This is a genomic window from Furfurilactobacillus curtus (assembly GCF_054657915.1).
This window is the reverse complement of the sequence record NZ_BAAHXU010000001.1, coordinates 1,601,128-1,627,068: the sequence shown is the minus strand read 5'-3', so window position 1 is coordinate 1,627,068 and position 25,941 is coordinate 1,601,128. Positions and strand designations below refer to the sequence as shown.

Annotated in this window: 18 protein-coding genes and 1 tRNA gene; 11 read left to right on the top strand and 8 right to left on the bottom strand. The window is 44.6% G+C overall.

What is annotated here, in order from left to right; genetic code table 11:
* Window positions 1-23: 23 nt before the first annotated feature.
* Both ACYQ0Y_RS07570 and ACYQ0Y_RS07565 read right to left on the bottom strand, forming a co-directional pair.
* Window positions 24-638, bottom strand: a complete 615-nt coding sequence (locus ACYQ0Y_RS07570; RefSeq protein ID WP_407882952.1) for a uracil-DNA glycosylase — start codon at window positions 636-638, stop codon at window positions 24-26.
* On the bottom strand, window positions 639-3,008 hold the full coding sequence (locus tag ACYQ0Y_RS07565) for a helicase C-terminal domain-containing protein (protein WP_407882950.1): 2,370 nt from the start codon (window positions 3,006-3,008) through the stop codon (window positions 639-641). It lies immediately after the preceding gene.
* 194 nt (window positions 3,009-3,202) lie between these two features.
* On the opposite strand from ACYQ0Y_RS07565, the gene ACYQ0Y_RS07560 reads away from it, so the two are divergent.
* The 4 genes from ACYQ0Y_RS07560 to ACYQ0Y_RS07545 are packed head-to-tail and all read left to right on the top strand — an operon-like array spanning window position 3,203 to window position 6,772.
* Complete coding sequence (locus tag ACYQ0Y_RS07560) at window positions 3,203-4,336, top strand: family 20 glycosylhydrolase (RefSeq protein WP_407882948.1); 1,134 nt, start codon at window positions 3,203-3,205, stop codon at window positions 4,334-4,336.
* A gap of 24 nt (window positions 4,337-4,360) precedes the next feature.
* Entirely contained in the window at window positions 4,361-5,575 is a 1,215-nt protein-coding gene (locus ACYQ0Y_RS07555; protein WP_407882946.1) for a glycosyltransferase family 2 protein, read from the top strand.
* The gene (locus ACYQ0Y_RS07550) at window positions 5,575-5,892 is read left to right on the top strand and encodes a hypothetical protein (protein WP_407882944.1); all 318 of its coding nucleotides are present in this window, start codon (window positions 5,575-5,577) and stop codon (window positions 5,890-5,892) included. Before ACYQ0Y_RS07555 ends, ACYQ0Y_RS07550 begins: the two co-directional genes overlap by 1 nt.
* Window positions 5,873-6,772 carry a polysaccharide deacetylase family protein gene (locus ACYQ0Y_RS07545; RefSeq protein WP_407882942.1) on the top strand — a complete coding sequence of 300 codons (900 nt, stop codon included), beginning with the start codon at window positions 5,873-5,875 and terminating at the stop codon, window positions 6,770-6,772. Before ACYQ0Y_RS07550 ends, ACYQ0Y_RS07545 begins: the two co-directional genes overlap by 20 nt.
* A 148-nt stretch (window positions 6,773-6,920) precedes the next feature.
* Here ACYQ0Y_RS07545 and ACYQ0Y_RS07540 read toward each other — a convergent pair whose 3' ends face one another.
* Window positions 6,921-7,754, bottom strand: a complete 834-nt coding sequence (locus tag ACYQ0Y_RS07540; RefSeq protein ID WP_407882940.1) for a mechanosensitive ion channel family protein — start codon at window positions 7,752-7,754, stop codon at window positions 6,921-6,923.
* 186 nt (window positions 7,755-7,940) lie between these two features.
* On the opposite strand from ACYQ0Y_RS07540, the gene ACYQ0Y_RS07535 reads away from it, so the two are divergent.
* From ACYQ0Y_RS07535 to ACYQ0Y_RS07525, 3 genes are all read left to right on the top strand, one after another.
* A tRNA-Asn gene (locus ACYQ0Y_RS07535) sits at window positions 7,941-8,012 on the top strand.
* Window positions 8,013-8,193: 181 nt separating this feature from the next.
* Entirely contained in the window at window positions 8,194-9,468 is a 1,275-nt protein-coding gene (locus ACYQ0Y_RS07530; protein ID WP_407882938.1) for a glycosyltransferase family 2 protein, read from the top strand.
* 12 nt (window positions 9,469-9,480) lie between these two features.
* Window positions 9,481-11,049, top strand: coding sequence for a hypothetical protein (locus ACYQ0Y_RS07525; RefSeq protein WP_407882936.1), 1,569 nt, complete (start codon window positions 9,481-9,483; stop codon window positions 11,047-11,049).
* A gap of 152 nt (window positions 11,050-11,201) precedes the next feature.
* Here ACYQ0Y_RS07525 and ACYQ0Y_RS07520 read toward each other — a convergent pair whose 3' ends face one another.
* From ACYQ0Y_RS07520 to ACYQ0Y_RS07500, 5 genes are all read right to left on the bottom strand, one after another.
* Window positions 11,202-11,651, bottom strand: coding sequence for a MarR family winged helix-turn-helix transcriptional regulator (locus tag ACYQ0Y_RS07520; protein WP_407882934.1), 450 nt, complete (start codon window positions 11,649-11,651; stop codon window positions 11,202-11,204).
* A gap of 3 nt (window positions 11,652-11,654) precedes the next feature.
* Complete coding sequence (locus ACYQ0Y_RS07515) at window positions 11,655-12,122, bottom strand: MarR family winged helix-turn-helix transcriptional regulator (protein WP_407882932.1); 468 nt, start codon at window positions 12,120-12,122, stop codon at window positions 11,655-11,657.
* Between the two features lie 35 nt (window positions 12,123-12,157).
* On the bottom strand, window positions 12,158-13,705 hold the full coding sequence (locus ACYQ0Y_RS07510) for a glycosyltransferase (protein WP_407882930.1): 1,548 nt from the start codon (window positions 13,703-13,705) through the stop codon (window positions 12,158-12,160).
* Window positions 13,702-15,264 carry a glycosyltransferase gene (locus ACYQ0Y_RS07505; RefSeq protein ID WP_407882928.1) on the bottom strand — a complete coding sequence of 521 codons (1,563 nt, stop codon included), beginning with the start codon at window positions 15,262-15,264 and terminating at the stop codon, window positions 13,702-13,704. The genes ACYQ0Y_RS07510 and ACYQ0Y_RS07505 overlap by 4 nt, the downstream gene beginning before the upstream one ends.
* A 153-nt stretch (window positions 15,265-15,417) precedes the next feature.
* Window positions 15,418-20,907, bottom strand: coding sequence for a KxYKxGKxW signal peptide domain-containing protein (locus ACYQ0Y_RS07500; RefSeq protein ID WP_459935469.1), 5,490 nt, complete (start codon window positions 20,905-20,907; stop codon window positions 15,418-15,420).
* 686 nt (window positions 20,908-21,593) lie between these two features.
* Between ACYQ0Y_RS07500 and ACYQ0Y_RS07495 the strand changes: the two genes are divergently transcribed.
* From ACYQ0Y_RS07495 to ACYQ0Y_RS07480, 4 genes are all read left to right on the top strand, one after another.
* Window positions 21,594-22,388, top strand: a complete 795-nt coding sequence (locus ACYQ0Y_RS07495) for a helix-turn-helix domain-containing protein (RefSeq protein ID WP_407882922.1) — start codon at window positions 21,594-21,596, stop codon at window positions 22,386-22,388.
* A gap of 816 nt (window positions 22,389-23,204) precedes the next feature.
* A complete protein-coding gene (locus tag ACYQ0Y_RS07490; RefSeq protein ID WP_407882920.1) occupies window positions 23,205-23,333 on the top strand; it encodes a hypothetical protein in 129 nt (42 codons plus the stop codon).
* A gap of 130 nt (window positions 23,334-23,463) precedes the next feature.
* Window positions 23,464-25,236, top strand: a complete 1,773-nt coding sequence (locus ACYQ0Y_RS07485) for an ABC transporter ATP-binding protein (protein WP_407882918.1) — start codon at window positions 23,464-23,466, stop codon at window positions 25,234-25,236.
* Between the two features lie 160 nt (window positions 25,237-25,396).
* Window positions 25,397-25,939, top strand: coding sequence for a hypothetical protein (locus tag ACYQ0Y_RS07480; RefSeq protein WP_407882916.1), 543 nt, complete (start codon window positions 25,397-25,399; stop codon window positions 25,937-25,939).
* The last annotated feature ends 2 nt before the right edge of the window (window positions 25,940-25,941 follow it).

Here is a 25,941-nt window from a genome sequence, read left to right as displayed (position 1 = left end):
GCACTAACTGACCGGCGACTCTATCACAACAATGCTTTTAGCACAGCTAAGTCAGCTTCAATTAACGGTCGTTTGCTAGGGAACCGGCGGACATATGACGGATGAAACATCGGAAAAAGTGACATGATTTGGTTGCCGGCCTCATAACGCTTGATCGCCGGATGGTACTGTAACAATGGTGCCTTGATAAGTTGTCCATGAACTTGGGTAATCTTGTATCGTGGACCTAATAAACGTTGCAAGCCGGTGTTTCCTAACGGCAAAATCAATGTATTGATAGGCATTCGTGCCAATTCATGGTCCAGCAATGGCGCAAACGCAGCCACTTCTGCAGCGGTAGGTTTACGGTCCCGTAACCGCCCATCATGCTCATCAAACGGTCGAGCGCGCACGGCACCGGTGATATATATTTGATCACGGGTTACGCCTAATTGGGCTAACCATTCATTTAATTCCTGCCCAGCAGGGCCTTGGAACGGGTGGCCCAATGCAGCCTCCTTAGCGCCAGGTGCTTCACTGATAATGGCCAATTTAGGTGTTAGTGAACCTTCACCGGGTACAAAACCAGTTAACTTTGGATTAGCCGCAATTAATTGTTTTGCTGTTTCAATTTCAGCTGTGGTCATCATAGTTGTCATTTATCCTGCTCCTTCACGATCTTGTTGCCAAAAGTTGTTGACGCAAGCGGACAATTGTTCAAGTCGACCAACTGATCGCCAATATCGCCAATGCGCCGGAAATAGTTGCGTATAACGAGATTGACTAAACCGTTGATCCATTAACAAAATAATTCCCTGATCCCGCGCGCTACGAATTAGGCGTCCGGCTGCTTGGAACACGTTGTTCAGTCCTGGCAATTGATAAGCATACTCGAAACCATGTCCATTATGTTCGTCAAAGTAATCGCGAATTAAGTCCGTCTCCGTATTAAGTCCTGGCAAACCCACACTGACAATGCCAACCCCAATCAGACGATCTGCGGGTAAATCAATTCCCTCCGAAAAAATCCCACCTAATACGGCAAATCCAACTAAAGTTGTGGTGGGTGTCGGCCCAAAATGTGCCAAAAATGCGTCGCGGTCGGCACTCGTCATCGCGCCGGTTTGACTAAGCGTATTCACATCGGGACATGCCTGCTGAAAGGCAGCGACGACTTGTGTTAAATACCCGTATGATGGTAAGAAAATTAAATAATTGCCCATTTTTCCGGATACGAGTGCTTGAATACTAGCCACAATTCGCGACAAATTGGCCTCCCGTTGTCGGTAGGTTGTTTGAATATAGTTCGTGATGAGAATTGCTTGATGCCGAGGCTCAAATGGTGACGGCAATTTGTAGGTGAGACCGTCTTCATCAACACCTAAAACCCGCTGATAATAGTCTAATGGCGATAAAGTAGCAGAAAATAGAACTGCACCGCGGCCTAGGTGAAGCGATTGATTTAAGAATTCACTCGGGTCCAAGCAAACCAATCGCACACTCACCCCTTGATTTGTACCTACTAATCGAGTTCGATAGGTGGCATTGTACAATTCACTCAAACGTAAGTAATCTAAACAACTAAAATAAACCGCTAAGACCTGTTGTAAGTCCTCAGATTCCTCTTGATTGGGCAACCAGTCCCCTAGATAATCGACAAAGTGTTGCACCTCATCCGTAAACGCATCCAATGGGGGTTGAAAGGTTAACTCACCATTTTCCTCCGTCCCGAGTAGCTCATTGAGCGTATTAAAGGTTTTTACTAATGAATTAACGCGTCGGTGAAAGCTGCGTTCCCCTTTAAATAGCAGCTTTAACGCAGACACGGTTTGCTCATCTAAACTCGTAGAATACATCTCACGTGCTCGGCTCAATAAATTATGCGCTTCGTCGATAAGAAAAAAATTATCTTCGTCCGGTTCACTAAAAAAACGTTGTAAATAGACTTTAGGATCAAACAAGTAATTGTAATCACCGATAATAACATCGCAAAATAAGCTGGCATCAAGAGAAAATTCGAAGGGATCCACGGTATGTTTGCGTGCGTATTGCTCAATAATCGGCCGTGTCAACTCATCTTCATGCGTCAATAAATCCATTAGAGCCGGCTTTAAGCGGTCATAATAACCCAACATAAAGGGATTATCAGTCGGTGAAACATCCGCTTCTTCAGGAAACATAATCTGTTGTTTGGCCGTTAGCGTGATGCTTTTTAAACACAATCCTTGTTGCGCCATTAGTGCCACTGCTTCTTCAGCAACTCGGCGTGTACTCTGCTTGGCTGTTAAATAAAAAGTTCGTTGAATCAGTCCTGCCCCCATCGCCTTTAACGCTGGAAACAAGGTCGAGATTGTCTTCCCAGTTCCGGTTGGCGCTTCAACTAGCAGCTGTTTTTTCAAAAAAACGGTCTTATAGACGGCTGCTGCAAGCTCATGTTGACCAGCCCGATAGGCCGGATAAGGAAAAGTCAGTGTGTCTAGTGATTCATCTCGCCGGTGCCGTAATTGTGCACGTAAAATCAACCATGATTCATATTCATCCACCAACCTCTGAAAGAACTCGTCTGCGTCAGCTGTGGTTAGTTCCTGTTCGTTAGTGGTGATATGGTCCTCACCCGTTTGATAATAGGTCAGCTGCAAGGTGACCGAATCCAATTTCTGATCCGCCATCAATAAATACCCGTAGACCTTAGCTTGACCCCAATATAAAGTGAGTGTACTGTCTGGCACGTCAGCAAACGTTAAATCTGAAGTTTTAATTTCTTCAATGTGAGCGTGACCTTGATCATAAAAGATGCCATCTGCACGACCTTGAATCACGTAATCTTGATGATTCATAGTAACGGTTGTCTTCAAACTAACTTCTTTTTGGTAGTCGGGGTGCGCCACCAACCGTTGCTTTTGTAAACGACGATGGATTCTAGCACCTGCTAAGGCAGTGTTATTACTACCAGCTGTTTGTGGGTTTAAATCCCCACTGCGTAGCACGAATTCAACCAATTCGCGAATGCCAAGTTTAATCATCGCCATTGTCCTCACCTCATCTACTCAGTTTTCTTGATCTACTTTAGCATAAGTTCGTCACTTATAAGGGTTGACCGGTAACGCCTCCCAAAAGATAAGTCTTAAGATTTTGCCCACTTTAAGGAATATTAGCAGACCTTTGGCAACCAGGAGCGTATTGTTATGTACAGAAAAATTTTAATTTGTTACGAGGTTAAGCTATGCGTCTAAATCCCTTTTTGCGCTATTTGGTAACAATTGTGTGCCTGATTGCCGGACTAGCTTTGTTTCAACCAGCTAATGCGTCAACCAAGGCTGGTCAATTTAATGGCCTCACACTGGATGTTGCTCGTCACCATTACCAAGTTAAGACACTCAAACAATTCATCCACCAAGTAAAAATCAATCATGGTCAATTCGTCCAATTACATTTAACTGACAGTCAATCATTTGCCATTGAAAATGAAACGATTGGGCAGACCCTTGCCAACGCAACACAATCACATGGCGTTTGGCGGAATAAGACCACACATCAAGCTTTTTATAGCAAAGCTCAAATCGCCACGCTGCTTGCCTACGCTAAGCAACAACAGGTGACATTAATTCCAGAAGTCGATACCCCAGCTCATCTCGGCGGCTTGGTTGCAACATTAAAAGCTAACCATCAGCAAAAATTAGTTCAACAATTGATCACGCAAAACCACAGTTACGGCCCAGAATTCAAACTCACCAATGCCAGCATCGACTTTGTCAGTCAAATTGATTCGGAAGTCGCCCATTCCTTTACTGGTCAAGCAAACGCGCGTTTTCACCTCGGCGGCGATGAATTCACTGACAATACAAAACCGAATCCGGCCTACGTGACTTATCTCAACCGACTCGCCGCCAACGTGAAACGGCTTGGTTTTATTCCTGAGGCGTGGAATGATGGCTTTCTCACCCACGATCTTCCTTCACTAGATCATCAAATTCAAGTCACCTATTGGAATTGGACCGCTGATGAAAAAGGGGCAGCTGGTCGAGCACGTAAACAGACTTGGGCGACAATGCCGCAGCTCATCCATCAGGGATTCAAAGTGTTGAACTATAACGATTATTATTTATACTTTAATATCACCAAGGCTAATTTAAAGCCGAAAAATGTTGCCTATATGAGCTCTGACATGAAACAAAACTGGGATCCAACCATTTGGGACAATGATGCTCAATCTAGTCTCAATTCACTTCATGGAATCACCGGTAGCAGTATTTCAATTTGGTGTGAATCGGATAAACCGGCCACTGATAAGCAAATCTATCAAAGCTCACGTTCATTTTTGAAAAAATTTTTAGACTTAGCACGTCAACCAATCTAATCTTCAAATATCTTGGGGGAATTCATGAATTTAATTAGTTCTTACGTCATTTTGTATCCAGTCATTATTTCAATTGTCTGGATTATCAGTTCGATCTTTTTTACGATTCAACAACGGACTGTTCCGTTAGTCAATCAGCACCCAAAACGCAAAGGTGAACTCGTTTCCGTGCTCATTCCGGCCCATAACGAAGGTGAAACCCTTAGCGGTGTCGTTGAATCAGTTGCTGCTTTGAACTACCAAAACATTGAGCTTTTACTCATTGATGACGGTAGTGATGATAACACCTTAACTGTCATGCATACTTTGGCTGATCAGTTTGCCAATCGAATGCCAATTAAGATTGTCCCGATTACACCTAACCAAGGTAAAGCGAACGCACTTAATATTGGCGCTAAACAAGCGAATGGCGCGTTTCTATTATGTCTCGACGCTGATTGTTATGTCGACAAGGACGTCCTCACACCAATGCTAGCTCGATTTTACGACGATGATCGCTTGGGCGCCGTCGCTGGCAAACCAATTGTCCGTAACCGAACGAGCTTATTAGGCCGTTTGGAATTACTTGAATATATTGGGGTCATTGATATTATCAAACGCGGTCAATCTTTTATTACTGGTCACATCACCACTGTTTCTGGCGTGGTTGTTGCTTACCGAGCTGAAGCAATGGCTGATGTGGGTTGGTGGAATAAGGAAGCATTAACGGAAGATATCGATGTGACATGGCGTTTATATCAACACAACTGGCATGTTAGTTATTGTCCGCAGGCTGTAGCGTGGATTTTAGTGCCTGAACACATTGGGGCTTTAATTCATCAACGTCAGCGCTGGGCTCGCGGTGGTTTTGAAGTCCTGTGGCGCAACAAGGGGATGTTTGTTCGTGGACCTCTAAGTGCTCAAGGCCTCCTAATTGATATGATTCTAAGTGACACGTGGGCGATTGCTTGTGCCTTCGTTCTCCTTTTTTACGTCTTCACCATTGCGTTTACGCAAACACTCGTCTTAGATGGCGTCATTTTATTCCTCCTATTGTTGATTAGTCTTGTGCAATTTCTCATCGGTTTTGCGGATTCTAAAGAATCTGATTTCATTGCCGGTCGTGATCTGCTTTTATTACCAATTTATATCGTATTCTACTGGTTTATTAATTTAGTCAGCTGCTTAACCGCTCTGGCATCATTCTTCTTGGACCCCCACCACACTGGCACATGGCGGAGTCCAGATCGGGGGTTGTAATGAAAAACAAACAGCAAAAATCGACACTAATTATTCGTAAACGTCCCTCACTTTTCGCCATGGCATATCGAGCCATTCTCTTAATTGGTCTATGGCTGGTCACGGGTTTTATTATTTACATCAATGTTTGCTTTCTGTTCAACGTTTACTCTGATAATTTAGTGTCAGATTACTTGGTCTTAAACTTATCATTACATCTCTATAAAGTCTTAGGCATCTTAGTGATTGTCGTTGCTGGGTTCATTACACTCTTCGGCACGATTCACATTAATCGGTTGAAAAGGAGGGCCCTTGATCGTGAGCAAAACAATGCGTAAATGGTTACTAGCTGGCTTCTTAATTTTAATTTTCGCCTTCTTAGGGATTAGCGTGCAGCGTAATATCAAATTTGAATTAGGAAACAAAACTAGCTACGCCATCTCGACCCACGACCAGAATATGCGGTCGGGCATTATGGTCTTTTGTTACCACCGCGTCTTAAAAAACACTCGCACGGTTCGTTTAGATGAACGTTTGTCATCCAATAGTCAATTTCACGATTTCAATGTTAATTTGAACGATTTCAAGGCACAAATGGCTTATCTACATCGTCATCACATTCAAGTCATTTCAACGGCTGAAATGATCCAATTGGCCACGTCCCACCAGCGTTTGAAGCATCGTTATGTCGTCTTAACGTTTGACGATATTGATCGGACAACGATTGATAATGCCCTTCCCGTAATGATGAAATATCACGATCCCTTTACCGTTTCCATTATTACTGGGGACACTGGCGCATATCGGGCAGGAACAAAATTAGCTACGTGGCCGCAGATTTTAAAAATGAAAAAAATTGCTGGAGACCTTGTCACCTTTGGCGTTCACACGAACAACATGCATTATTTAACGGCCTCTGGCACACCAATTTTTAACGTACCAAGTCAATTTAGCCGATTCAAGCGTGACTATGCAACTAGCCAAGATGTCATGCAAAAAAAGATCGGTGCCGAAACACCAATCTTCACTTATCCGTATGGTAGTGGTGATATTCAAGTACAAGCCTTTCTCGAACGGCAACCTTTACAGGTGATTTACACGCTAAACACTGGTATTGTGACACCCCATACAAATCTGAAATCAACCCCCCGAGTCATCATCAACACGAATAGTTGGCCAAGTATTACCAAGTGGCTCACTCCAAAAACAACAGCATAATTTCGAGAGCGGGACATGAGTCGTTAAGCGAAAGCACTTGACTTATGCCCCGCGTTTTAGCTATTTAGGTTGAAAGTGAAATTTAGATTTTGGTTTTGTCCCAAGCTCAATTGAGGCTCATTACGGCCACCTACTTGATCGCCATAGACTACCCTAATTCAACACCAGCTTGGCTCAATGCGGTTAAGTAACTGGTTGTGAATAAGGTCCGCACGTTATCAACCTCAGCATTTTTAACAAACATGATCACTGAGACAGCCAAGCCCCCAGTCGCTGGCAAGATGATTGGTCCTTGAACGCTAACCCGTCCAACAACTTCTGGATGTTTGGGTAATAACCGCTCATTAACTTGCTTGATAACTTTATTGACTTGACTAGTCGCGGTTCCTGTTTTGATTGGCAAATCAATCTGAACGCGCAAGTGATTACGTGACTGATTGGTGATGACCGTAATACTGCTATTTGTGATGTAGTTAATGCCACCATCTGCGTCCTTAATTGTCGTTAACCGCAGGCCAAACCCCACAACACGACCGGCAACTTTATCATTGATGATGACATTGTCACCGACTTCCATTTGTTGTTCCATCAAGATTAAGAACCCAGCAATGACATCGCGAATGATTCCTTGAGCACCAAGCCCAACCACCACTGTGACAATTCCAGCACTGGCAATGAGCGTCCCGATTGGAAAACCTAGAACACTCAAGATTGTATACAAATAGAAGAAAACAACAATGTAACGCGTCGTATTCTTAATCAAAGTATGCAATGTTTCGGCTCGCTTTTGATTGATCCGCCGGTTACTCATATAAGTATCAAAACTACGATCAATCAAAAAAATGGCCAGACGGTTGACCAACCAAAATAACACTGAATACAATATAACTTGTAAGACACCATCGAACAAATGAGGACCTATCTGACGCCATCTGAATTGATTGAAGTAATTCGTAATACTATTTGCTAAAATTAAATTCATCTTCGTTCCCCACCATTCGTTCTTTTATTCACCACTTTAGCACAGCCACGTATCGTCTACGGCACTTTTTTGGCCACTAAACTGCTCGTATTCAAGGATTGACCTTTTCTGTGAAATCCATGTTTTTATTTATTGACTTCTAATAAACCTATTGATAAACTTGCTTTATTGATATATTTTTCTTATTGCTCGGTGGCACAATGGTACTGCGCTCGACTGTTAATCGAGAATGTGTTGGTTCGATTCCAACCCGAGCAGTCTTTACCTCCAAAAGTAACAACCTTGATGACTTAATCACTCGCATTTAGTGATTAGGCCATTTTTTATTTGCTCGAACAATCAATCCACAATATGAAACACTGCCACCAGCAAACCACTAGCCAGCTTATATTTAAATGAGTTGCAAAAAAATGAATTCGTTTAAGCTGGAGGAAATCAAGTGAAAACCCTCATCACGGTTGCGGCCGTTATTTCAATTACTTTCTATTGTTACTTCTTGATCACCGTTATTTTGACCAATCAAGCGCGCCAACTGGTCCACTTCGAGCAAAAAGGGGCTACACCGTATCATTTATTTATTGTTATCCCTGTTCTCAACGAAGCGGGAGTCATCGCCCATACTATTTCAAATTTAATTAACACATTTACTGAATTACCAGCCACGATTACGCCACATATAATCGCAATTAATGATAACTCAGATGATGATAGTCTAGCGATTTTGCAAACGATCGATTCATCATTCTTAACGATTATTAATCGGCAGGCGCCTACCGCCCGTCAAGGAAAAGGCGCGGCGCTTAATCATGCCATTAAGCATATCCAAAAACATTACCCAACCTTAGACGATACGATGACCATCATTGGGATCCTCGATGCAGATGCGATTATGACGGCAGCTGATTTCACCCACCTTATCGCTGACTTTGAGGCTGATCCAAAGCTCAGTATGATTCAGACAGCTGTCGCCATTTACAACCAAACAAATTGGTTAACCCGCATTCAAGACTTTGAATTTATGAGTATGAATAACTCAACACAACAATTGCGAACTTCATTAGGTCAAGGAATTGCGTCGGGCAATGGTCAATTTGTCACGTTGCGGTTAGCTATTGAAAATCCTTGGGGAAATAGCTTACTAGAAGATCTCGAGTTCACCCTTCGCGCTTGGCTAAATGGCTATCAAACGGCTTTTACGCACAATGTGATTGTCCACCAAGAAGGCATCACCAAGCTGCGCCCTTTTATTCGTCAACGGATCCGTTGGTGCCAGGGTGGCTTAGACTGCTTACCCTACTTACCTCGTTTATGGCGATCCCACTATGTTAATTTATTCCAACGTGTCGATACAACTTTATGGGTAATCACCCCTTTTCTTGCCTGCGTGGTCCCAATCACCAATTTAATTGTTCTCATCACCCAAGTCGGCCTATATCTGACACAAGCACCACAACATTGGGTTTCACCGGCGCTCATGTTAATTATGTTTCTCAATGTCATGATCTGTTTTGTCTTAGCCATGCAATATCAACGTAACTACGCCAAAGTCACTCGCATGCCTTCATTTTTAGCAGCATTATGGCTCAGTGTCTCCTTCCAAGTTTATCTAATCATCATGAGTATCGTGCCTTTTATTGCCATTGGACGGCAGCTGAGTGGTCGACACACCTGGGTGAAAACGACACATAGTGTTGTGGCCTCCAAAACGAATTGATTGGAGGTACCTATGATAATCCAGAAAAAAAGATTCTTAATGACGTTTCATTGGTTCATCATGCTAATCGCCTGCCTGACTTTTACCCTAACACTTTGGGGAACCTGGCGAGCTCAAGTCGTGGCCAAGCACCAGTTCACTTGGCATTTGGGCTTACTATCCGCTGGTTTAAGCTTACTTTTGGTCGGGATCGTCTGGCTGCTCACCCATTGGCTAAATCGGCGTGGTGACGCCGCTTTATGGTTAACGTTTGCCGCGTTAATCGTGATTAAAATCATCGCAATTCGGACCATCCCAACATGGCCAACTTCAGACTTTTGGAATTACCATTACTTTGCCGCCCTATCAGCAAACGGCATGTCTTGGGTCGCAATGTCGCAGCATCACCTGATTGCTAACAACTTTGTCTTTCCCCATGTTCTAAACATTGCCGCCGCCTTTAGTCTGCCAGAAGCGATTTTTGGCGCTAACTACGGCGTGTTGCAAATCGCGAACACGCTCGTGATTTTCGTCAGTATGCTGGTCATTGTTAAAATTGGTCAACGACTCAAGTTACGTTCCTTAGGCATTGCCGTGGCGTTAGGCTACTACTGGTTGCCTGCTTACTGGCTTTACACGCTCATTGATGGAGCCGAGCCTCTATTCATAGGATTATTGTTAATCGCGACCCTAGCATTACTCAATGTCATCATGCCGCCAGTAACCAGTTATCGAAATGACCAAATTATGTCATTGCTGATGGCTGTTGTGGCGGCAACCTTAGCAAATGCACTACGCCCAATCGTCGTAATTTGGTTAATTGCGATCCTCATTTTTAGTAGCTTAGCTCGATCCAGTAGTGTCATCCACCGCCGCCAACGGTTAATTTTGGGATTCATGACGGTGATAACAGTCATGAGCCTGACGCTTGTCGGTGCCTTAACACCAAAATTTTATGGAATTACTATCGCCCCAGATCGCGTCAGTCAAGCTTATAGCGTTGCCACGGGCACTGATCCCGCAACAAATGGCGCATATTCAACAACTGTTAGAGCCGTTTTAGACCGTCATATATCACAAATGTCGCGCCCTAAAGCCAGTGCTAAGGCAGATCAGACTGCCATTGATGACCTTAATCGCCTAACCAAACAGCATCTCCGTCAGTTAAATCAAAAACATGATTGGCCCATTTTTATGCGAAATAAAATAACTGCCTTTCTAGATGAAGACTATGGTTTCGATTGGATAGATTACAATTTTGCCCATCATACAAAGATTCAGCGAGCTCAACAACGTCAATTCTTCAAGCAAAGTGATTTATTAACATTATGGTCAACTTTTTGTTTTAGTGGTTTGCTAGTCGTGCCCTTAGTCGGCGAACTTTGCCTCCTATTTTGGCCGCAATTACGGCGACGGCTATCTTCACGACAACGTAACCTGCTGTTATTCAACAACTTGTTGTTTCTAGGCTTCTTTTATGCATCCTTACTTGTTGAAGTGCAAGGACGCTATCACATTGTCTTGTATCTCCCCTTACTGACATTAACCTCTCTTGTCATTCAAAATGGTGGTGCGATGATTCGACCGCAGCATCAACACTAACGCTTCATTTCGACCGTCACGGTCCATTGACAACCAAAATAAAATCTAACGCAATATAAACTAAAACGCAGGGTATAAGTCGGTAAGTAACTAACTTATATCCTGCGTTTTATCTATTGATTCGCCGCTTTTTTGAGCAGCGAATAATCGTGTTAGGCCAACGATTCTTCTTGATCAGCTAACGATGTTAAAATCTTGATCATCTGCTTAAAGTCCAGCTTATTTTGTGCTAACTCCACCGCTTGAAAGGCGCTTGCCAGGTAAGCTTCTAACTGTTCTTCAATCGCTTGACCTTTAGCCGTCAACTGAATTTCTCGAACTCGTCGATCCACTTTTTGGGGTACTGATTCGATCAATCCCTCCTTGATCAATCCGGTAATTTGGCTTGAGACCGATGACAGACTAACCTGATTAGCGCTTGCTAAACTCGTCACGGTAATTTGTTTGTGCTGGCTAATTTCATACATTAACATGGCCACAGGAAACGAATGATCGGCCATTTGAGGAAAGGTATGCACCAGCTGATCCAGTGGACGATAAACTTTCATATACGTGGCATTAATAGCCGTTAAGAGTTCTGATTGACTTTCTTTTTCTGACACTAGTTAGTCCTCCGCTTTTCTTAGTAACTGCGCTTCCGCAACATAATTTTGAATCTGCTGAAGCGTCTTTAACATTTCCGCCAATTGGGTAGGACCACAGGCAAGCTGCAGTTCCGCAAAAATGTGGTGATAAGTTGTTTGCAGTTGTGCCAAACTTTGGCGACCAGTTTCCGTCAACGTAAAAATTCGAATGCGCCGATCTGTTGCGGCAACGTGCTGTTCGACCAACTGTTGACGCAATAATGCGCCCATCAGTTGCGATAGTCGACTCCGACTAATTTGCCGACGAGCGGCCAATTCGTGCAAACTGACCCCTTGCTGTATATCAATCGCCGCTAACAGTTGAAATTCACTATAGCTGAGTGAAATGGCTTTACTTGGCTCTTCAAACAAATTCGTTAGTTGATGTAAACCAGTCACATAAATTTGGTCCCAAAGGTGTTCTACTTCATCATACTTATCTGTCATCATTATTGATTGAATGTTTCTTTTTTTATCCATCCTAATTACCGATCAGTCAAGGACTGCCCTTCTGGTTGTGTCACCGCGCTTAATAGCTCCTGCCAATGTCGCCAAATGGGTAACGGCCCATACTGTTGGGCGTGGTCAATGGCAGCTTGGCTCATAGATTGGCGTCGCTTCGACTGAGCTAACAGTTCATTAATCGCTGTTGCTAATTCGCTCACATTGCCATCACTGACCAAAACACCAGTTGTTTGATCAATAATCTCACGGGGACCATAGTGGATGTCATAAGCGATAATTGGTAGTCCGTGGGCTTGGGCCTGTGGTAAGACGCGCGCGAAGCCTTCCGTTTCACTGGTTAATAGCAAAATCTGGGCAGACTCATACACGGGTGTTAGATCAGTCGTGTAATCAGTAAACTGGACTGCATCGACTAGGCCTAATTGATCGACAAGTTGGTGTAGTTGTTGATCGATGATAGCCGTGCCATATCCGCGCAATTCAAGCGTGGCATCCGGATAGCGTTCGCGAACCTGCTTTAAGGCAATGATCGCCTGATCTAAGCGTTTTTCCGGAAAGCGCCGGGCAACACATAACAAGCGGTTAGTCGGCCGATCATTTAACGGTCGTGGTCGGTGGCTTAATTCAGTTGGTGTCAATACAATGCTAGGAATCACATAGATCGGGACTGAGATCGCTAAACGCTGCAACAAATCTTGTCGTTGTGCTTGCGTTTGCACGATCAAGCCATCTACTTGATCTAAACGATCAACTAGGGCTGTTTCATAAACAGAATTTAAGGGTGCTGTCACTTGGTTATCTGGTTGCGTCGAATGGGTACTGTGAATCATCACCAATTTGGTTGCTGGTGTATGCATGGTCAACATGGCTTCGTCAAGGTCAATCCGGCGATCTGAGATAAATATATTAGGCTTGCCTGTCTGCTGGTTTAATTCATCTAAGAAGAATCGGAATAGTTCCGTCAAATTAGCAAAATTTAAATCACGGCCGTGGTAATCAATCAGCTTCAGCAAGGAATTTTCCCGTTGATTCGTTTGTGGATTGATCTGATAGTATGATTCGTACACACGTTTCCCCCGCGGATTAAACATCCATTCCGCATTGACCTGTCCATCGCCATTAAAGCGCTGGGTCATGGACAAGAACCCCCGCCAGTCATAATAGTCCACATGCAAAACGTTCCCGAAACGATCAAAGTAACGGATCCAGTCCACCCGACTGTGACTGTATGTAAAACAGCGTATCTCCGCGATGTGTTGACTACCATCATAAATCTGGGTGAAATTCTGGTGACGGGTGACTTCATAACCTTTAAAAATCGGCAATTGTCGATCACTCAATGGCCGATCTGGTGTCTGTTCAGCCTCTTGAAAAAAGTTAAACATATTGCGTAATTCGCCGACCTTCAGACCGGCTTGTTCTTGATAGTAAGTCACTTGACGAGAATAATTGCGAGTTACAATCTGAGCGGTTTGACCGTTACGATTAAACAACCGAAGCCGGTCAAATTCAGCATGTTCAATGCCCGAATTATGCAACACTATTTGATCATTCAAAAAGAAATTCATCGGACAACCTCCTCGTAAAATTGTTGCGCATCTTTGATCACATTTTGCCAGCATTGCCAAACAGCCTCTTCACTAAAATTCTGACTAGCCGCCAAAGCGCCTTCATGTAATCGTTGCCATAAGGTTGGCGATTTTAGCAAAGTGGTCAACTTATCAGCCAATTCATCAACTTCTTGGTGACTCGCCAGTAAATAACCGCTACGTTGATCTTGAACAATTTCAGCTGGCCCATAGCGAACATTTGTTGTAATAACCGGTAACCCAGCTGCCTGACTTTCTAAAATTGATAGGCCAAATCCTTCGACAGAAGTTGGTAAAACAGCGACTGTCGCCTGTGCATTGACGCTAGCAATATCATTGGTATAGCCATTAAGCTTCACACGATCATCCAAGTGATGCTCATGAATCGTCGCACGCAAGGCTTGTTCGACCGCATCATCGCCATATCCGTAAAATGTTAGCGTTGCTTGCGGATCACGTTTGGCCACTTTAATAAATGCCGCCAATGTCGCCGCTGGATGCTTTTCTGGTACTAATCGCGAGACTTGAATGATTCGATGTGCTTGAGCGCGTTGAACATCGAATGAGGCCGTGTGCTGCTCATGAATCGTCACATATCCAACCGGAATCCGATAAACCTTGGCCCGCTGATCTTGCAAACGTCTCAGCACATCCGTCCGCTGCAACTGTGTGGCAGCAATAATCCCGTTCCACGCCGCGGCATTGCTTAAACCAAATTCATAGTTATTATTCAAAACAGAATGATCCACATCATTTGTATCAGCGACCTGTGCATTGTGTAGATGCATGAGTTTAAATGCACGAGTCTTCATGTGCAAGGCGGCCCAATCTGCCGTTAAATTACGGTCAATCACGAATACATTGGGACCAGTCGTCTCACCCTCATTGGCCTGATTGAGGTCATCCAAAAAGGCCGCAATGAATTCTTTCTCACCGGCAAACACCCTTACGCCTGTGTCCGAAGTCTGTGAATACAGTAAAATTGCCGATTCACTGCGATTACCAGCCCGATTGCGCTGATAGTGACGCTCCAGAGCCACTTCTCCAGTCGGGGTCAACATTAATTCTGTGCTCGTTTTCCCTTCAGCACCATTTAAAACGACCATCGACAAAAATCCGCGCACATCATAATAATCTTCCCGAATCGCGTACTCAAATTTGTCAAAGTAACGCACCGCTGAGACTGAACCAGGCCGTTTTGGCCAAAAGGAAACGTCTGCCACCAACTGCCCTTGATAAAAGCAACGCCGATTGCCACCATCCGTTTGAACATCGTCGTAAGTGGGCAACAGTAAATCCGTGTAGGCGACGGTGCGGTCAGGCACAGCTCGCGCCTGTTGATAATAGTCATACATATTGATCACGTCATCATCAGCTACCCCTGCCATCTGCAAATTATCGTGGAGAAAGCGTTTGTAGTCAGTTGTCACAATCTTTGCCGGCTGCCGAAAATGTTTAAACAGAATCAAGCGTTTAAATTGAGCATGTTCAATCCCCGAGTTATTTACTAACACTGTGTTATTCACAAAATAGAACATTTCTTTAATACCATCCTTTTAATCACTTACAGTGGTGATCTATTGAGGATTCAAGGTTATTCCGCGCTTAAATACTGCACAGCCTGAACTAATATCCCGAAAAAAGAGCGGGTTACCCCACTCTTTTCATGTCAATCGATCACCAATGACGGTTTAGTGTTGACGGCGACGGAATCCAAGTCCTGCTAGTAAACTAACCAAACTGATCCCTAAGATCGCCAACCCATTCTCTGATGCTTCAGCGCCCGTATTTGGTAAATCGTTCCCATCAGCATCCTTACCTTGACCAGCCTTGTTGGAGCCAGTTGAAGAAGCTGTTAATGGCGTCTTCGAGGAACCCATTGCGGATAACTGTTGGTTGCCAAGGTTGGCAGCATTGACAGTTGTCGGTGCAGCATTGGTAAACCCCATGTTGCTGGAATTAGCACCATTATTGTTTTGACTTCCAGTAGTATCATTGTTATTCGTATGATCCGTGTTTGAACCGACACTTGAACCATCAGAAGTCCCATTTCCTTCGGAGTTGCCACTACCTTCGGACGTTTGGCCGCCCTCTGAATGATCGTTACCTTCAGAAGATTGGTTGCCTTCGGAACTGTTGTTACCCTCTGAACCAGAGCCAGAAGTCGAGTCACCAGCTTCTGCACGGGCAACAGCTTGATTCAAATCGGCCGTCGCCAGTTCAATTTGTTTTGGCGTTGCATTAGGGTCATTTAATAGCTTGTTTAAAGCATTTAAGTCAGCTTGAACGGTTGCATCACCAGCAACTGAGGACTGTTTGGCATTAACCATCGCGGCGTTTGCATCCTGCTTGGCTTGCACAGCAGTCGCTTGATCAGCCTGTTGACGCTGGGCAGTGCCAATCGCATCATTTAGCTTAGCCGCTGCCTTTTCAATCGCGTCTGCGTTGGCTTCTGGATCTTGAGCCAATAACTGTTTCAAGGCGTTTTCAGCATCAACCACAGCTGGATCCTTAGTGACTGTTGAATGTTCCGCATTTAAAATTGCGTTATTTGCATCTGTCACTGCACTGACCCAAGCTGGCGTCTTTGCTTCATTCAACTCGCTATTACCTTTAGCAATATCAGACTTACCTTGCGTAACTTCACTGTTACCTTTGGCAATGTCAGCATTGCCAGTGGCGACCTCACTATTACCTTTAGCGATGTCAGACTTACCAACGGCAATTTCACTGTTACCTTTGGCAATATCAACGTTGCCAGTAGCGACTTCGCTCTTACCTTGGGCAATGTCGGAATTACCTTGGGCAATTTCGCTATTACCAGTAGCAATATCAGACTTACCTTGGGCAATTTCACTATTACCTTTGGTGATATCCTGATTGCCTTGGGCTTGTTCAGACTTACCCTTGTTGACTTCACTAGCACCTTTAGCCAAATCAGAGGCGCCTTGGTTCAACTCACTGAGCCCTTTGGTCATATCTGATTGACCGGCCGCATTGTCACCAGCATTTAACTCTGATTCGCCTTTAGCATAATCAGACGTTCCGGCAGCTGCTTCAGAACTACCGTTGTTCAGATCATGATTACCTTGGGCAATATCACTAGCTGCTTGGTTTAACTCGTCATTACCTTTAGCAATATCGGAACTTCCAGCGGCAATTTCACTATTCCCTTTAGTAATATCAGAATTACCAGCGACAATTTCACTGTTACCTTTGGCAATATCAGAATTACCAGCAGCGACTTCACTAGATCCTTTAGTAACATCTGAATTACCGGTTGCAATTTCACTATTGCCTTTGGCGATATCTGAGTTACCGGCCGCGATCTCACTAGATCCTTTGGCGATATCTGAGTTACCAGTTGCAATTTCACTAGAACCCTTCGCAATGTCTGAGTTTCCTTTGGCTGTTTCTGAACTAGCAACGTCACTATTCGTCACTGCCAAGCCTTCGTTAGCGGCTAACTTGGCTTCTGCGTCGGCCACTGCATTTGTTAACGCCGCTGTGTCATCTGCTAATTGTTTGGCCGAGCTATCGGGGTTATCCAAGTCATTTTGTAACTGCTTTTTGGCGGCTGCGACGGCGGAATCATTGGCAACGGAAGACTGATCAGCACCAGTGATTGCTGACTTTGCATCAGTAATTGCAGCTGGTTTTGAAATTGAAGCATCATTTTGCTTTTGCGCATTTGCAACAGCTCGATTTAAATCGGCAGCTGCTTGTTCAATCTGCGCAGTCGTACTGGTTGGATCGGTGGCCAATAAGTTCTTTAATGCATTTTCTGCTTGTACAACGGCCGGATCATCCTTGACCGATGACGCATCAGCGTTGTTAATCGCAGCCTTAGCATCCGTTACTGCATTCAACCAATTTGAATCAGATGCATTTTGGTTTTCACTATTACCTTTGGCCGTATCAGAACTGCCAGCCGCAATTTCGCTGTTACCTTTGGCGGTATCGGAACTACCGGCGGCAATTTCGCTGTTACCTTTGGCGGTATCGGAACTACCGGCGGCAATTTCACTGTTACCTTTAGCCGTGTCGGAACTACCGGCGGCAATTTCACTGTTACCTTTAGCCGTGTCGGAACTACCGGCGGCAATTTCGCTGTTACCTTTGGCGGTATCGGAACTACCGGCGGCAATTTCACTGTTACCTTTGGCCGTGTCGGAACTACCAGCCGCGATTTCACTGTTACCTTTGGCGGTATCAGAACTGCCAGCCGCGATTTCACTGTTACCTTTGGCCGTGTCGGAACTGCCAGCCGCGATTTCACTGTTACCTTTGGCCGTGTCAGAACTACCAGCCGCGATTTCACTGTTACCTTTGGCCGTATCAGAACTGCCAGCCGCGATTTCACTGTTACCTTTGGCGGTATCAGAATCACCAGCGGCCGCTTCACTACTGCCTTTGGCATAATCAGAACTGCCCTGAGCGTAGTCGGAACTGCCTTTGGCGTAATCAGAACTGCCTTTAGCCAGCTCACTGGAGCCGTTAGCTTTATCAGAGTTCCCAGCATTGATTTCAGACTGGCCCTTGTCAACGTCACTGTTACCTGCAGTACTGTCACCAGCATTTAATTCACTCCGGCCTTTATCGAGGTCACTAAGTCCCGTATTGACCTCTGATTCACCTTTAGCTATATCTGAGCTACCAGTAGCCATCTCGCTGGACCCCTGGACCATTTCGCTAGAACCTTGGGCCATTTCGCTGCTACCCTTATCCATATCGGAACTACCCGTGACTGCTTCACTGGATCCTTTAGCAACGTCGGAATTACCAGCTACTGTTTCACTGGATCCTTTAGCAACGTCGGAATTACCAGCTGCTGTTTCGCTGGATCCTTTAGCAACATCGGAATTACCAGCTGCTGTTTCGCTGGATCCTTTAGCAACATCGGAATTACCAGCTGCTGTTTCACTGGATCCTTTAGCAACGTCGGAATTACCAGCTGCTGTTTCACTCGAACCTTTAGCTAGATCGGAACTACCGGCTGCTGTTTCACTCGAACCTTTAGCTAGATCGGAACTACCGGCTGCCGTTTCACTAGACCCCTTAACTTGATCGGAATTGCCGGCAGCGATTTCGCTCGATCCTTTAGCAACGTCGGAATTACCGGCGTCTGTTTCACTTGAGCCCTTAGCCAAATCGGAACTACCGGCTGCTGTCTCGCTAGAACCTTTAGCAACATCAGAATTACCGTCATTCGTCTCGCTGGAACCTTTAGCTAAGTCAGAACTACCTTTTGCTTTTTCTGAACTAGCAACGTCAGATGTCTGGCTATTGTCAGATGAACCGGTGCCTTCGGACGAACCAGTCCCTTCGGATGAACCGGTGCCTTCGGATGATCCAGTACCTTCAGACGAACCGGTGCCTTCGGATGATCCAGTGCCTTCAGATGATCCGGTGCCTTCAGATGATCCAGTACCTTCAGATGATCCGGTGCCTTCAGATGATCCGGTGCCTTCGGATGATCCAGTGCCTTCAGATGATCCAGTGCCTTCAGATGATCCAGTACCTTCAGATGATCCAGTACCTTCAGATGATCCAGTACCTTCAGATGATCCAGTACCTTCAGATGATCCAGTACCTTCGGATGAACTGTTTCCATCAGACGTCTGATCACTGCCACCAGTTGTTGGGTTTGCCACGTACATCAACTTCACCGCCTGTGGATTGGCAGAGTTGCCGACAACGTAAGTCACGGGACTGAGTAGCGTATATCCTGCAACTGTCGGAGCTACGGCGACTAAAGTTGGATCCGCGCCATTGGCAATCGCCTTATCTGCGGCCGCTTGTGTTGGATAAATCGCTACGGAATCACCTACAAACCCAGTCGCAATCGTTGTCGTCGTTCCTGATAGGTATGCGCCAGTCGCTGCATCCACTTCACTAATCGAAAGTGTCCCTGGAGCCTTTGAGTAACTTACTGAGGTAATCATGCCACCAAATGGATTAACTCCCTTGTCATTGGCAACACCATCACCAGTTGCACCAGTACCTGTCCCATTAGAGGCAGAAATAGCAAATGAAAACGCTTTGTTCCGCAAATCAACTGGCACCGTATAGGTCCAAGTATTGTAATTTGCAACCGCATATTCGCCATTTGGATTTTTAGCCTGCATGGCTTGCGGTTTCCCATTACTTAAATCAGCGGCATCTGGAACATAGATGGTCATGACACCAGTTGTCGCATCATAATCAATCTTAAACTGATGATAGTTACCGTCAGTCATGTTGCTGTCTAAGGTTACTAATTGTGCAATCGTACTATCTGATGTGTAACTTGTATGTCCTAGCCAAGAGTTAGCCTTTACTGAAACAGGTACCAGATTCCCATTGCCATCGGTGATTCGCCAACCGATATACCCGTTTTGGGAGGGTTTGTTGACTTGGATTCCGCTAACGTCGTGCCATTGAGGGTCATAGTTATTCCCTTCTACTTCGTCAAAAACGAGCCCAAACGAATTTGGTAACCCGGTCATCCCCAGTGAACCTGATGATGTATCAACTGAGTGTTGCGTGGTATCGTTGCTTGTTCCATAACCGCCTTGCGCCAACTGTTGTGGTGTAGATGGACTAAAAATTAAAGCTAACCCATCACCACCGGTATCGTGATCGCCCAAGTTAACTTGTCCAGTAATGGAGAAATTCTTGGAAAAATCGATCGCGTTGTTCATGGTCATGTGTGCTTGCTGGCCAATTCCTTCCGACGTCAATTGGCTTGAACCATCAGCCTGAATCGGTGCGGCACTACCATTAACAGTAAAATCATTCTGGGTATCAGCGGCTTGTTTAGTGGCGCTTTCCGCGGTTCCAAACTGAGTCACATCGGTAACCAGTGGCGCAGAATTGGTATTCGTAGTTGTTGTGGTAGGGGCAGCGATGGTTGCTGCTTGTGGTGCCGGCGTAACCGGTGCCGCAGTTACTGCTGACGTTGCTGACTTGGATGGCGTCACCGTCGTCGTGCTAGATGGTGCATTTGCGGGAGCTTGCGTGGTTACCACTGCTTGATTAGCGGTGTCCGCATTAGCAACCACATCAACACCGGTAAGCCCCATCCCGAAGGTCAAGACAGCAATTCCGGCAAACAACCATCGCTTGCCATCCTTGTACATCTTGTAGTGCACCTTATCGGAAATCACTTTTTCGTGAAGATTATTATGCTTGTTGATCAATGAAATACCCCCTAGTTTTAAGTCCTATGACAGACTGGATAACACAGCAGCCCGTAGGTGAACGATGTGAAAAAGTGAGTGTTTAGCAATCACCATCCATCGGTTAGCTGTCTTCAGCATCAAAACTAACTAATAATTTAATTAACGTATTGTGTCGAAATGGCCAAAGTTGTAATTTTCTCGTGTGAAATAAATCGAGAAACAAAAAAGTTGCACACCAGTTATTTGGTGTGCAACTTAAATCTCCCATGCAACATTTTTAAAATCGACGGCTTACATCCCCCTTGGAGTTAGGATAAGCTGAATAATGTGTCAGATATTGTACTTTTTAGCAAATTAATTGTATTAAAAAGGGTTTAATTACATACTTTGTGGTAATAACTAAATAAAGATAGCGTTATTACTAATATTCTTGGGTACAATCACAGTAATCCCAAATACGACTTGCAGAATCAAATTATCGAATCGAAATCTCAGTACAAATACTTAACTCAAAATCACAATGTGTTGGTAAAGGTGTTTATCGAACTGCTTAAGCTTGATGGGCCTGAGTTTTTGTGCTGTTCATTTATTCGAGACGACTTTAACGTAAAATCTTCCATGACTTGATTCTGATCACATGCTCTGTTCAATATTAATCGACGCTTGCGGTTGCCCTGCTAAATACTCAGGGGGAATAAAGTTGTATGCAGTTCTTTGTAGACACCGACTATAAGCAATTCATCGCACACCAAAATGCCAACTCGACACCAGTTCGGTTAGCTATTTTTAATTTTGAGCAACTCGTTATGGATCAGTTACCGAATGGTGGGATCGACGAGATGTTATTTTCTTTTAACCAGCTCACCACAACTTATGAAGATCAGCTGAACAACCTGTCACACCAGCAGGTTGAAGATGTTTTGATTGAAATTGTCTGTTGTTGTAGTGATGCAGCACTAACAATTGGTGTCAGCCATGTTCCTTACATGTATCTACGTGACTATTTCATTAACCAGTTACATCGCCAACAAAATCTGCAAGCTAATCTACTGGCGATCGCTAAAGAGATCATGCTGACATTTGGAAATAAACTCGCCAGTGAACAACAACAGCATCGTCCATATTCTAAGGTGACCTTGATGATCCTTGAAGCTGCTGATACGATCCCTATCGACCAACTAACACCCAGTGCTATCAGTAAACAACTGCGTTATTCGACATCTTATATTTCACGACTGTTCAAACAAGAAACTGGTGAATCTCTGATGAGCTTTATTACCAAGAATAAGATCAAAATAGCGTTACACTTACTCACAACATCGGCCCTAAGTATCGCTGATATTGCGACAACTCTCGGTTTTTATGACAGCAGCGCCTTTATCCACGCATTTAAGAAAACATGTCATGAAACCCCTTCTCATTACCGTAAAAATCATCAATTTGAAATTGTGAATACAAAATATGATCCTACATTACCGTCATTACATCTCTTCAGCTAATCATTTTTAATGAAATTAATCCTGCGTTATAACCTGTCTTTGGTGAATCTGCCAAAAAGACAGGCTTTTTTGCTCTACTGAACTGTGCCAGTTGTTGCCAATTGAGTAGTGACTCAGATTCCGCGCCTGTCTCATAGTTTGAGGTGCAAGCTGCTTAAAAATCAGCCCCACCTATAATTAAATATTTCGAAATTGTCTTTTTTGTCAAAAATTGTAAAAAAGCGTCGGGGCGTTTCAATTTTGACCCACTTTCGTGAAGCGCTATCAAACAGCGATATCTTTTAGTTTGTGGCAAACAGACAGCTGCTTCACAAGTTGTACACAACTCAGTCACACAAAGGAGGTGAAGCCTCATGTCATGGATCTCACAAGCATCGTACTGGGTTCAGATGGCCTTCCAAATTGTCTTTGGTGGTGGTCTTGCATTACCTTGGTACCCAAAGAACTAGCGACAATTTGAAGCCGCAAAAAATTTAATGACAAAAGAGGTGAACATCATGTCATGGATTGCACAATTATCTTACTGGGTTGAATTCGCCTTCCAAGGTGTCTTTGGCGGCGGGCTTCCATTACCATGGTACCCACAGAATTAGTTTAACCGCGTGACGATCAGTCGCCTTGTTAAATTCAGCCGTCATTTTCCAACTGTGGAAATGACGGCCTTTTTAAATCAATATGACGCAACGTTAGTGGAAAGGAGAGATACAAATGCCTTCTTGGATTGATCAATTTAAAATTTGGTGGACAGGATTTACCACTTTTCTTGAAAACTGGTTTACTTCAATGATGCGGTAATTCCGCGGAAAGGACTCGCTTATGTCTTGGATTGCACAGCTTTCGTATTGGCTACAACTAGGCTTGCAGATCGTATTTGGCGGTGGCTTACAGCTGCCTTGGGCGACCAGCAACACGCTACAAACAAGTAGTACCTGTGGTTGTCGCTAAGCCAATATGCCTGTGATTTTTATATCATCAAAGTTTCACTCATCCCCCATGTTTTTTTGCAACACCTTATGAGAATGGCTAGCATCCCCCAAAAGTTAACTAGTCAATCTCTCATCACTAGGAGCATTCAATGACTCAATCACAAAAAACTCACTCAACTCATTCTTTGAATAAACGTTCGACACATCTACGTGCATTAATCGCGCAGACTCGACCGAGTTATTGGCGCCTATCTTTAGGTTTATTCATTAGCCTGTTATCAACCAGTGCCAGCTTAGTGTTACCGCTAATTGCTCAACGACTCATTGATCGTTTGGCCCACCAAACATTTTCATTATCAGCGCTGGGACCTTTGGCCTTGTTATTTCTCTTATCCGGCGTTCTATCAATGATGGGAATGTATTTGTTTGGCTACGTGGGTAACCAGATCGTGGCCAACCTACGTAAAACCCTGTGGGCGAAGTATGTACACTTACCGTTATCCTACTTTACCGACCACTCATCTGGTGAAAGCGTGAGCCGGCTCATTAACGACACGACACTGATCAAGGATGTCGCCACCAGCTATCTGCCGCAGTTTATTTCCGCCGTTGTGATGGTAACGGGCAGTTTTGTCATTTTATTGTGGATGGACTGGCATCTAACGCTCGTGATCTTGCTGGCGATTCCCGTAACTTTTTTGGTCATGTGGCCGTTAGGGAGATTGATGGGCCATATCTCTAAACTAACTCAAGATGGTTTAGCAAACCTGAACGGCTATGCTGAGGAAGTCCTTAGCAACATGCGTCTCGTTAAATCGGCCAATGCTGAGGCCTACGAAAAAAATCGGGGCAATCAACGCATTGATGGCTTATTTAACTTGGGGATGCGTGAAACTCGCCTCTTTTCCATCATCAATCCAATTATGTCGATTGTGATGATGGTCATCATCATTGGCGTCATTAGCTACGGCGGTGCTTTGGTTCGTCAAAACGTCATGACCAGTGGGACGTTTGTCGCTTTTCTCTTATATTTATTTCAAGTCGTTCCCCAAATCACAACGGTTGCTTCATTTGGTAACCAAATGCAACGGGTCAACGGCGCAACGACTCGCGTCTATGACTTGCTCCAACTAGCAAGTGAGCAGCTTGGTGATCGTCATGCGACGGTAGCGCTGAACAAGATACCGCTAACATTTCGTGATGTTTCTTTCGGCTACGACAAACGTCCTGTCTTACACAACTTGAACTTCACTTTTCAACCAGGTCGTGTGTATGCACTAGTTGGCCCTTCTGGTGGTGGAAAAACTACCATTCTTTCCATCATCGAACGCTATTACTACCCGAATATTCGTCAAGCTGACAAGCTCGGTAGATTCATGGCCGGTGATCAAAATGTAGCCAGTCTATCATTAAGCCAATGGCGACAACAGATTGGTTACGTCGCTCAAGAAAATAGTCTGATCACAGGAACCATCGCCGATAATGTTCGCTATGGTCTGTCAAATGCAACGGATGAAGCTATTTGGTCAGCACTGGCCGCTGCCGACGCTGCTAATTTTGTTCGCCAGACTGAGCATGGATTAGCGACTCAGGTCGGCGAAAGCGGGCTAAAACTTTCAGGTGGGCAACGACAACGAATTGCAATTGCCAGAGCCTTTTTAAGAAATCCGAAATTGTTAATTTTGGACGAAGCTACGGCCAGTTTAGATAGTAATACCGAAGCCCATATCCAAGTCGCCCTAACCCGCCTGATGCACGATCGGACCACACTAATTTCCGCTCATCGTCTTGCGACGGTTCAACAAGCCGATGAGATTTTGTTTATCCAACAAGGCCGGATTACCGGCCGTGGTACTCATGCTCAGTTATATCGAACTCATGAACTTTATCGTGAATTCGTGGACCATCAGATCATTAAATAAATTGTGTCAAGGATGATTGTTGAACGTTATTTTGTGAAAAATTTGAATGTTTCCAATCTAGACGGGTAACTTCTGACCCTTTCGACATTACAGTTAGGGTCGAAAATTACAATGACGATGAGGGCTAAACCCCTTAAAAATTCAAAAGGAGCGTCGATCTATGTCAATTAAACAAAATACCATGAAGTTAATTGGTGCCACTTTATTCAGTGGTGCTTTGGTCTTAGCTGGCGGTGGTTTAAGTGCCAACGCCGCCGTTGTTGACCAGGGAACAACCCAAAACCTATGGACCTCTAGTGTAATCACACCTCACTATGGTAATGGTTGCAACCCAGGTAACAACAATAATGGTGGCAACGGTGGGGGTACTGCTGGCACTGGTGGTACTGCTGGTACTGCTGGTACTGCCGGTACTGCCGGTACTGCTGGTACTGCTGGTACTGCTGGTACTGCCGGTACTGCTGGTACTGCTGGTACTGCTGGTACTGCTGGTACTGCCGGTACTGCTGGTACTGCCGGTACTGCTGGTACTAACGGAACGGACGGAACTAATGGTTCTAACGGCTCTAACGGCACAGACGGAACTAACGGCTCTGACGGGAGTAATGGCTCCAATGGAAGTAACGGTTCCAATGGGAGCAACGGGTTCGACTATGGTCACTATCAAAACAACCCATTCTTCACAAGCTCAATTATTTGGTAATT

Excerpts from the sequence above, each read along its gene's own strand:
- ACYQ0Y_RS07570 (WP_407882952.1), bottom strand. The coding sequence starts at position 638 with ATGACAACTATGATGACCACAGCTGAAATTGAAACAGCAAAACAATTA.
- ACYQ0Y_RS07510 (WP_407882930.1), bottom strand. The coding sequence starts at position 13,705 with ATGAATTTCTTTTTGAATGATCAAATAGTGTTGCATAATTCGGGCATT.
- ACYQ0Y_RS07480 (WP_407882916.1), top strand. The coding sequence starts at position 25,397 with ATGTCAATTAAACAAAATACCATGAAGTTAATTGGTGCCACTTTATTC.
- ACYQ0Y_RS07560 (WP_407882948.1), top strand. The coding sequence starts at position 3,203 with ATGCGTCTAAATCCCTTTTTGCGCTATTTGGTAACAATTGTGTGCCTG.
- ACYQ0Y_RS07525 (WP_407882936.1), top strand. The coding sequence starts at position 9,481 with ATGATAATCCAGAAAAAAAGATTCTTAATGACGTTTCATTGGTTCATC.
- ACYQ0Y_RS07495 (WP_407882922.1), top strand. The coding sequence starts at position 21,594 with ATGCAGTTCTTTGTAGACACCGACTATAAGCAATTCATCGCACACCAA.
- ACYQ0Y_RS07555 (WP_407882946.1), top strand. The coding sequence starts at position 4,361 with ATGAATTTAATTAGTTCTTACGTCATTTTGTATCCAGTCATTATTTCA.
- ACYQ0Y_RS07490 (WP_407882920.1), top strand. The coding sequence starts at position 23,205 with ATGTCTTGGATTGCACAGCTTTCGTATTGGCTACAACTAGGCTTGCAG.
- ACYQ0Y_RS07540 (WP_407882940.1), bottom strand. The coding sequence starts at position 7,754 with ATGAATTTAATTTTAGCAAATAGTATTACGAATTACTTCAATCAATTC.
- ACYQ0Y_RS07515 (WP_407882932.1), bottom strand. The coding sequence starts at position 12,122 with ATGATGACAGATAAGTATGATGAAGTAGAACACCTTTGGGACCAAATT.
- ACYQ0Y_RS07550 (WP_407882944.1), top strand. The coding sequence starts at position 5,575 with ATGAAAAACAAACAGCAAAAATCGACACTAATTATTCGTAAACGTCCC.
- ACYQ0Y_RS07505 (WP_407882928.1), bottom strand. The coding sequence starts at position 15,264 with ATGTTCTATTTTGTGAATAACACAGTGTTAGTAAATAACTCGGGGATT.
- ACYQ0Y_RS07565 (WP_407882950.1), bottom strand. The coding sequence starts at position 3,008 with ATGGCGATGATTAAACTTGGCATTCGCGAATTGGTTGAATTCGTGCTA.
- ACYQ0Y_RS07485 (WP_407882918.1), top strand. The coding sequence starts at position 23,464 with ATGACTCAATCACAAAAAACTCACTCAACTCATTCTTTGAATAAACGT.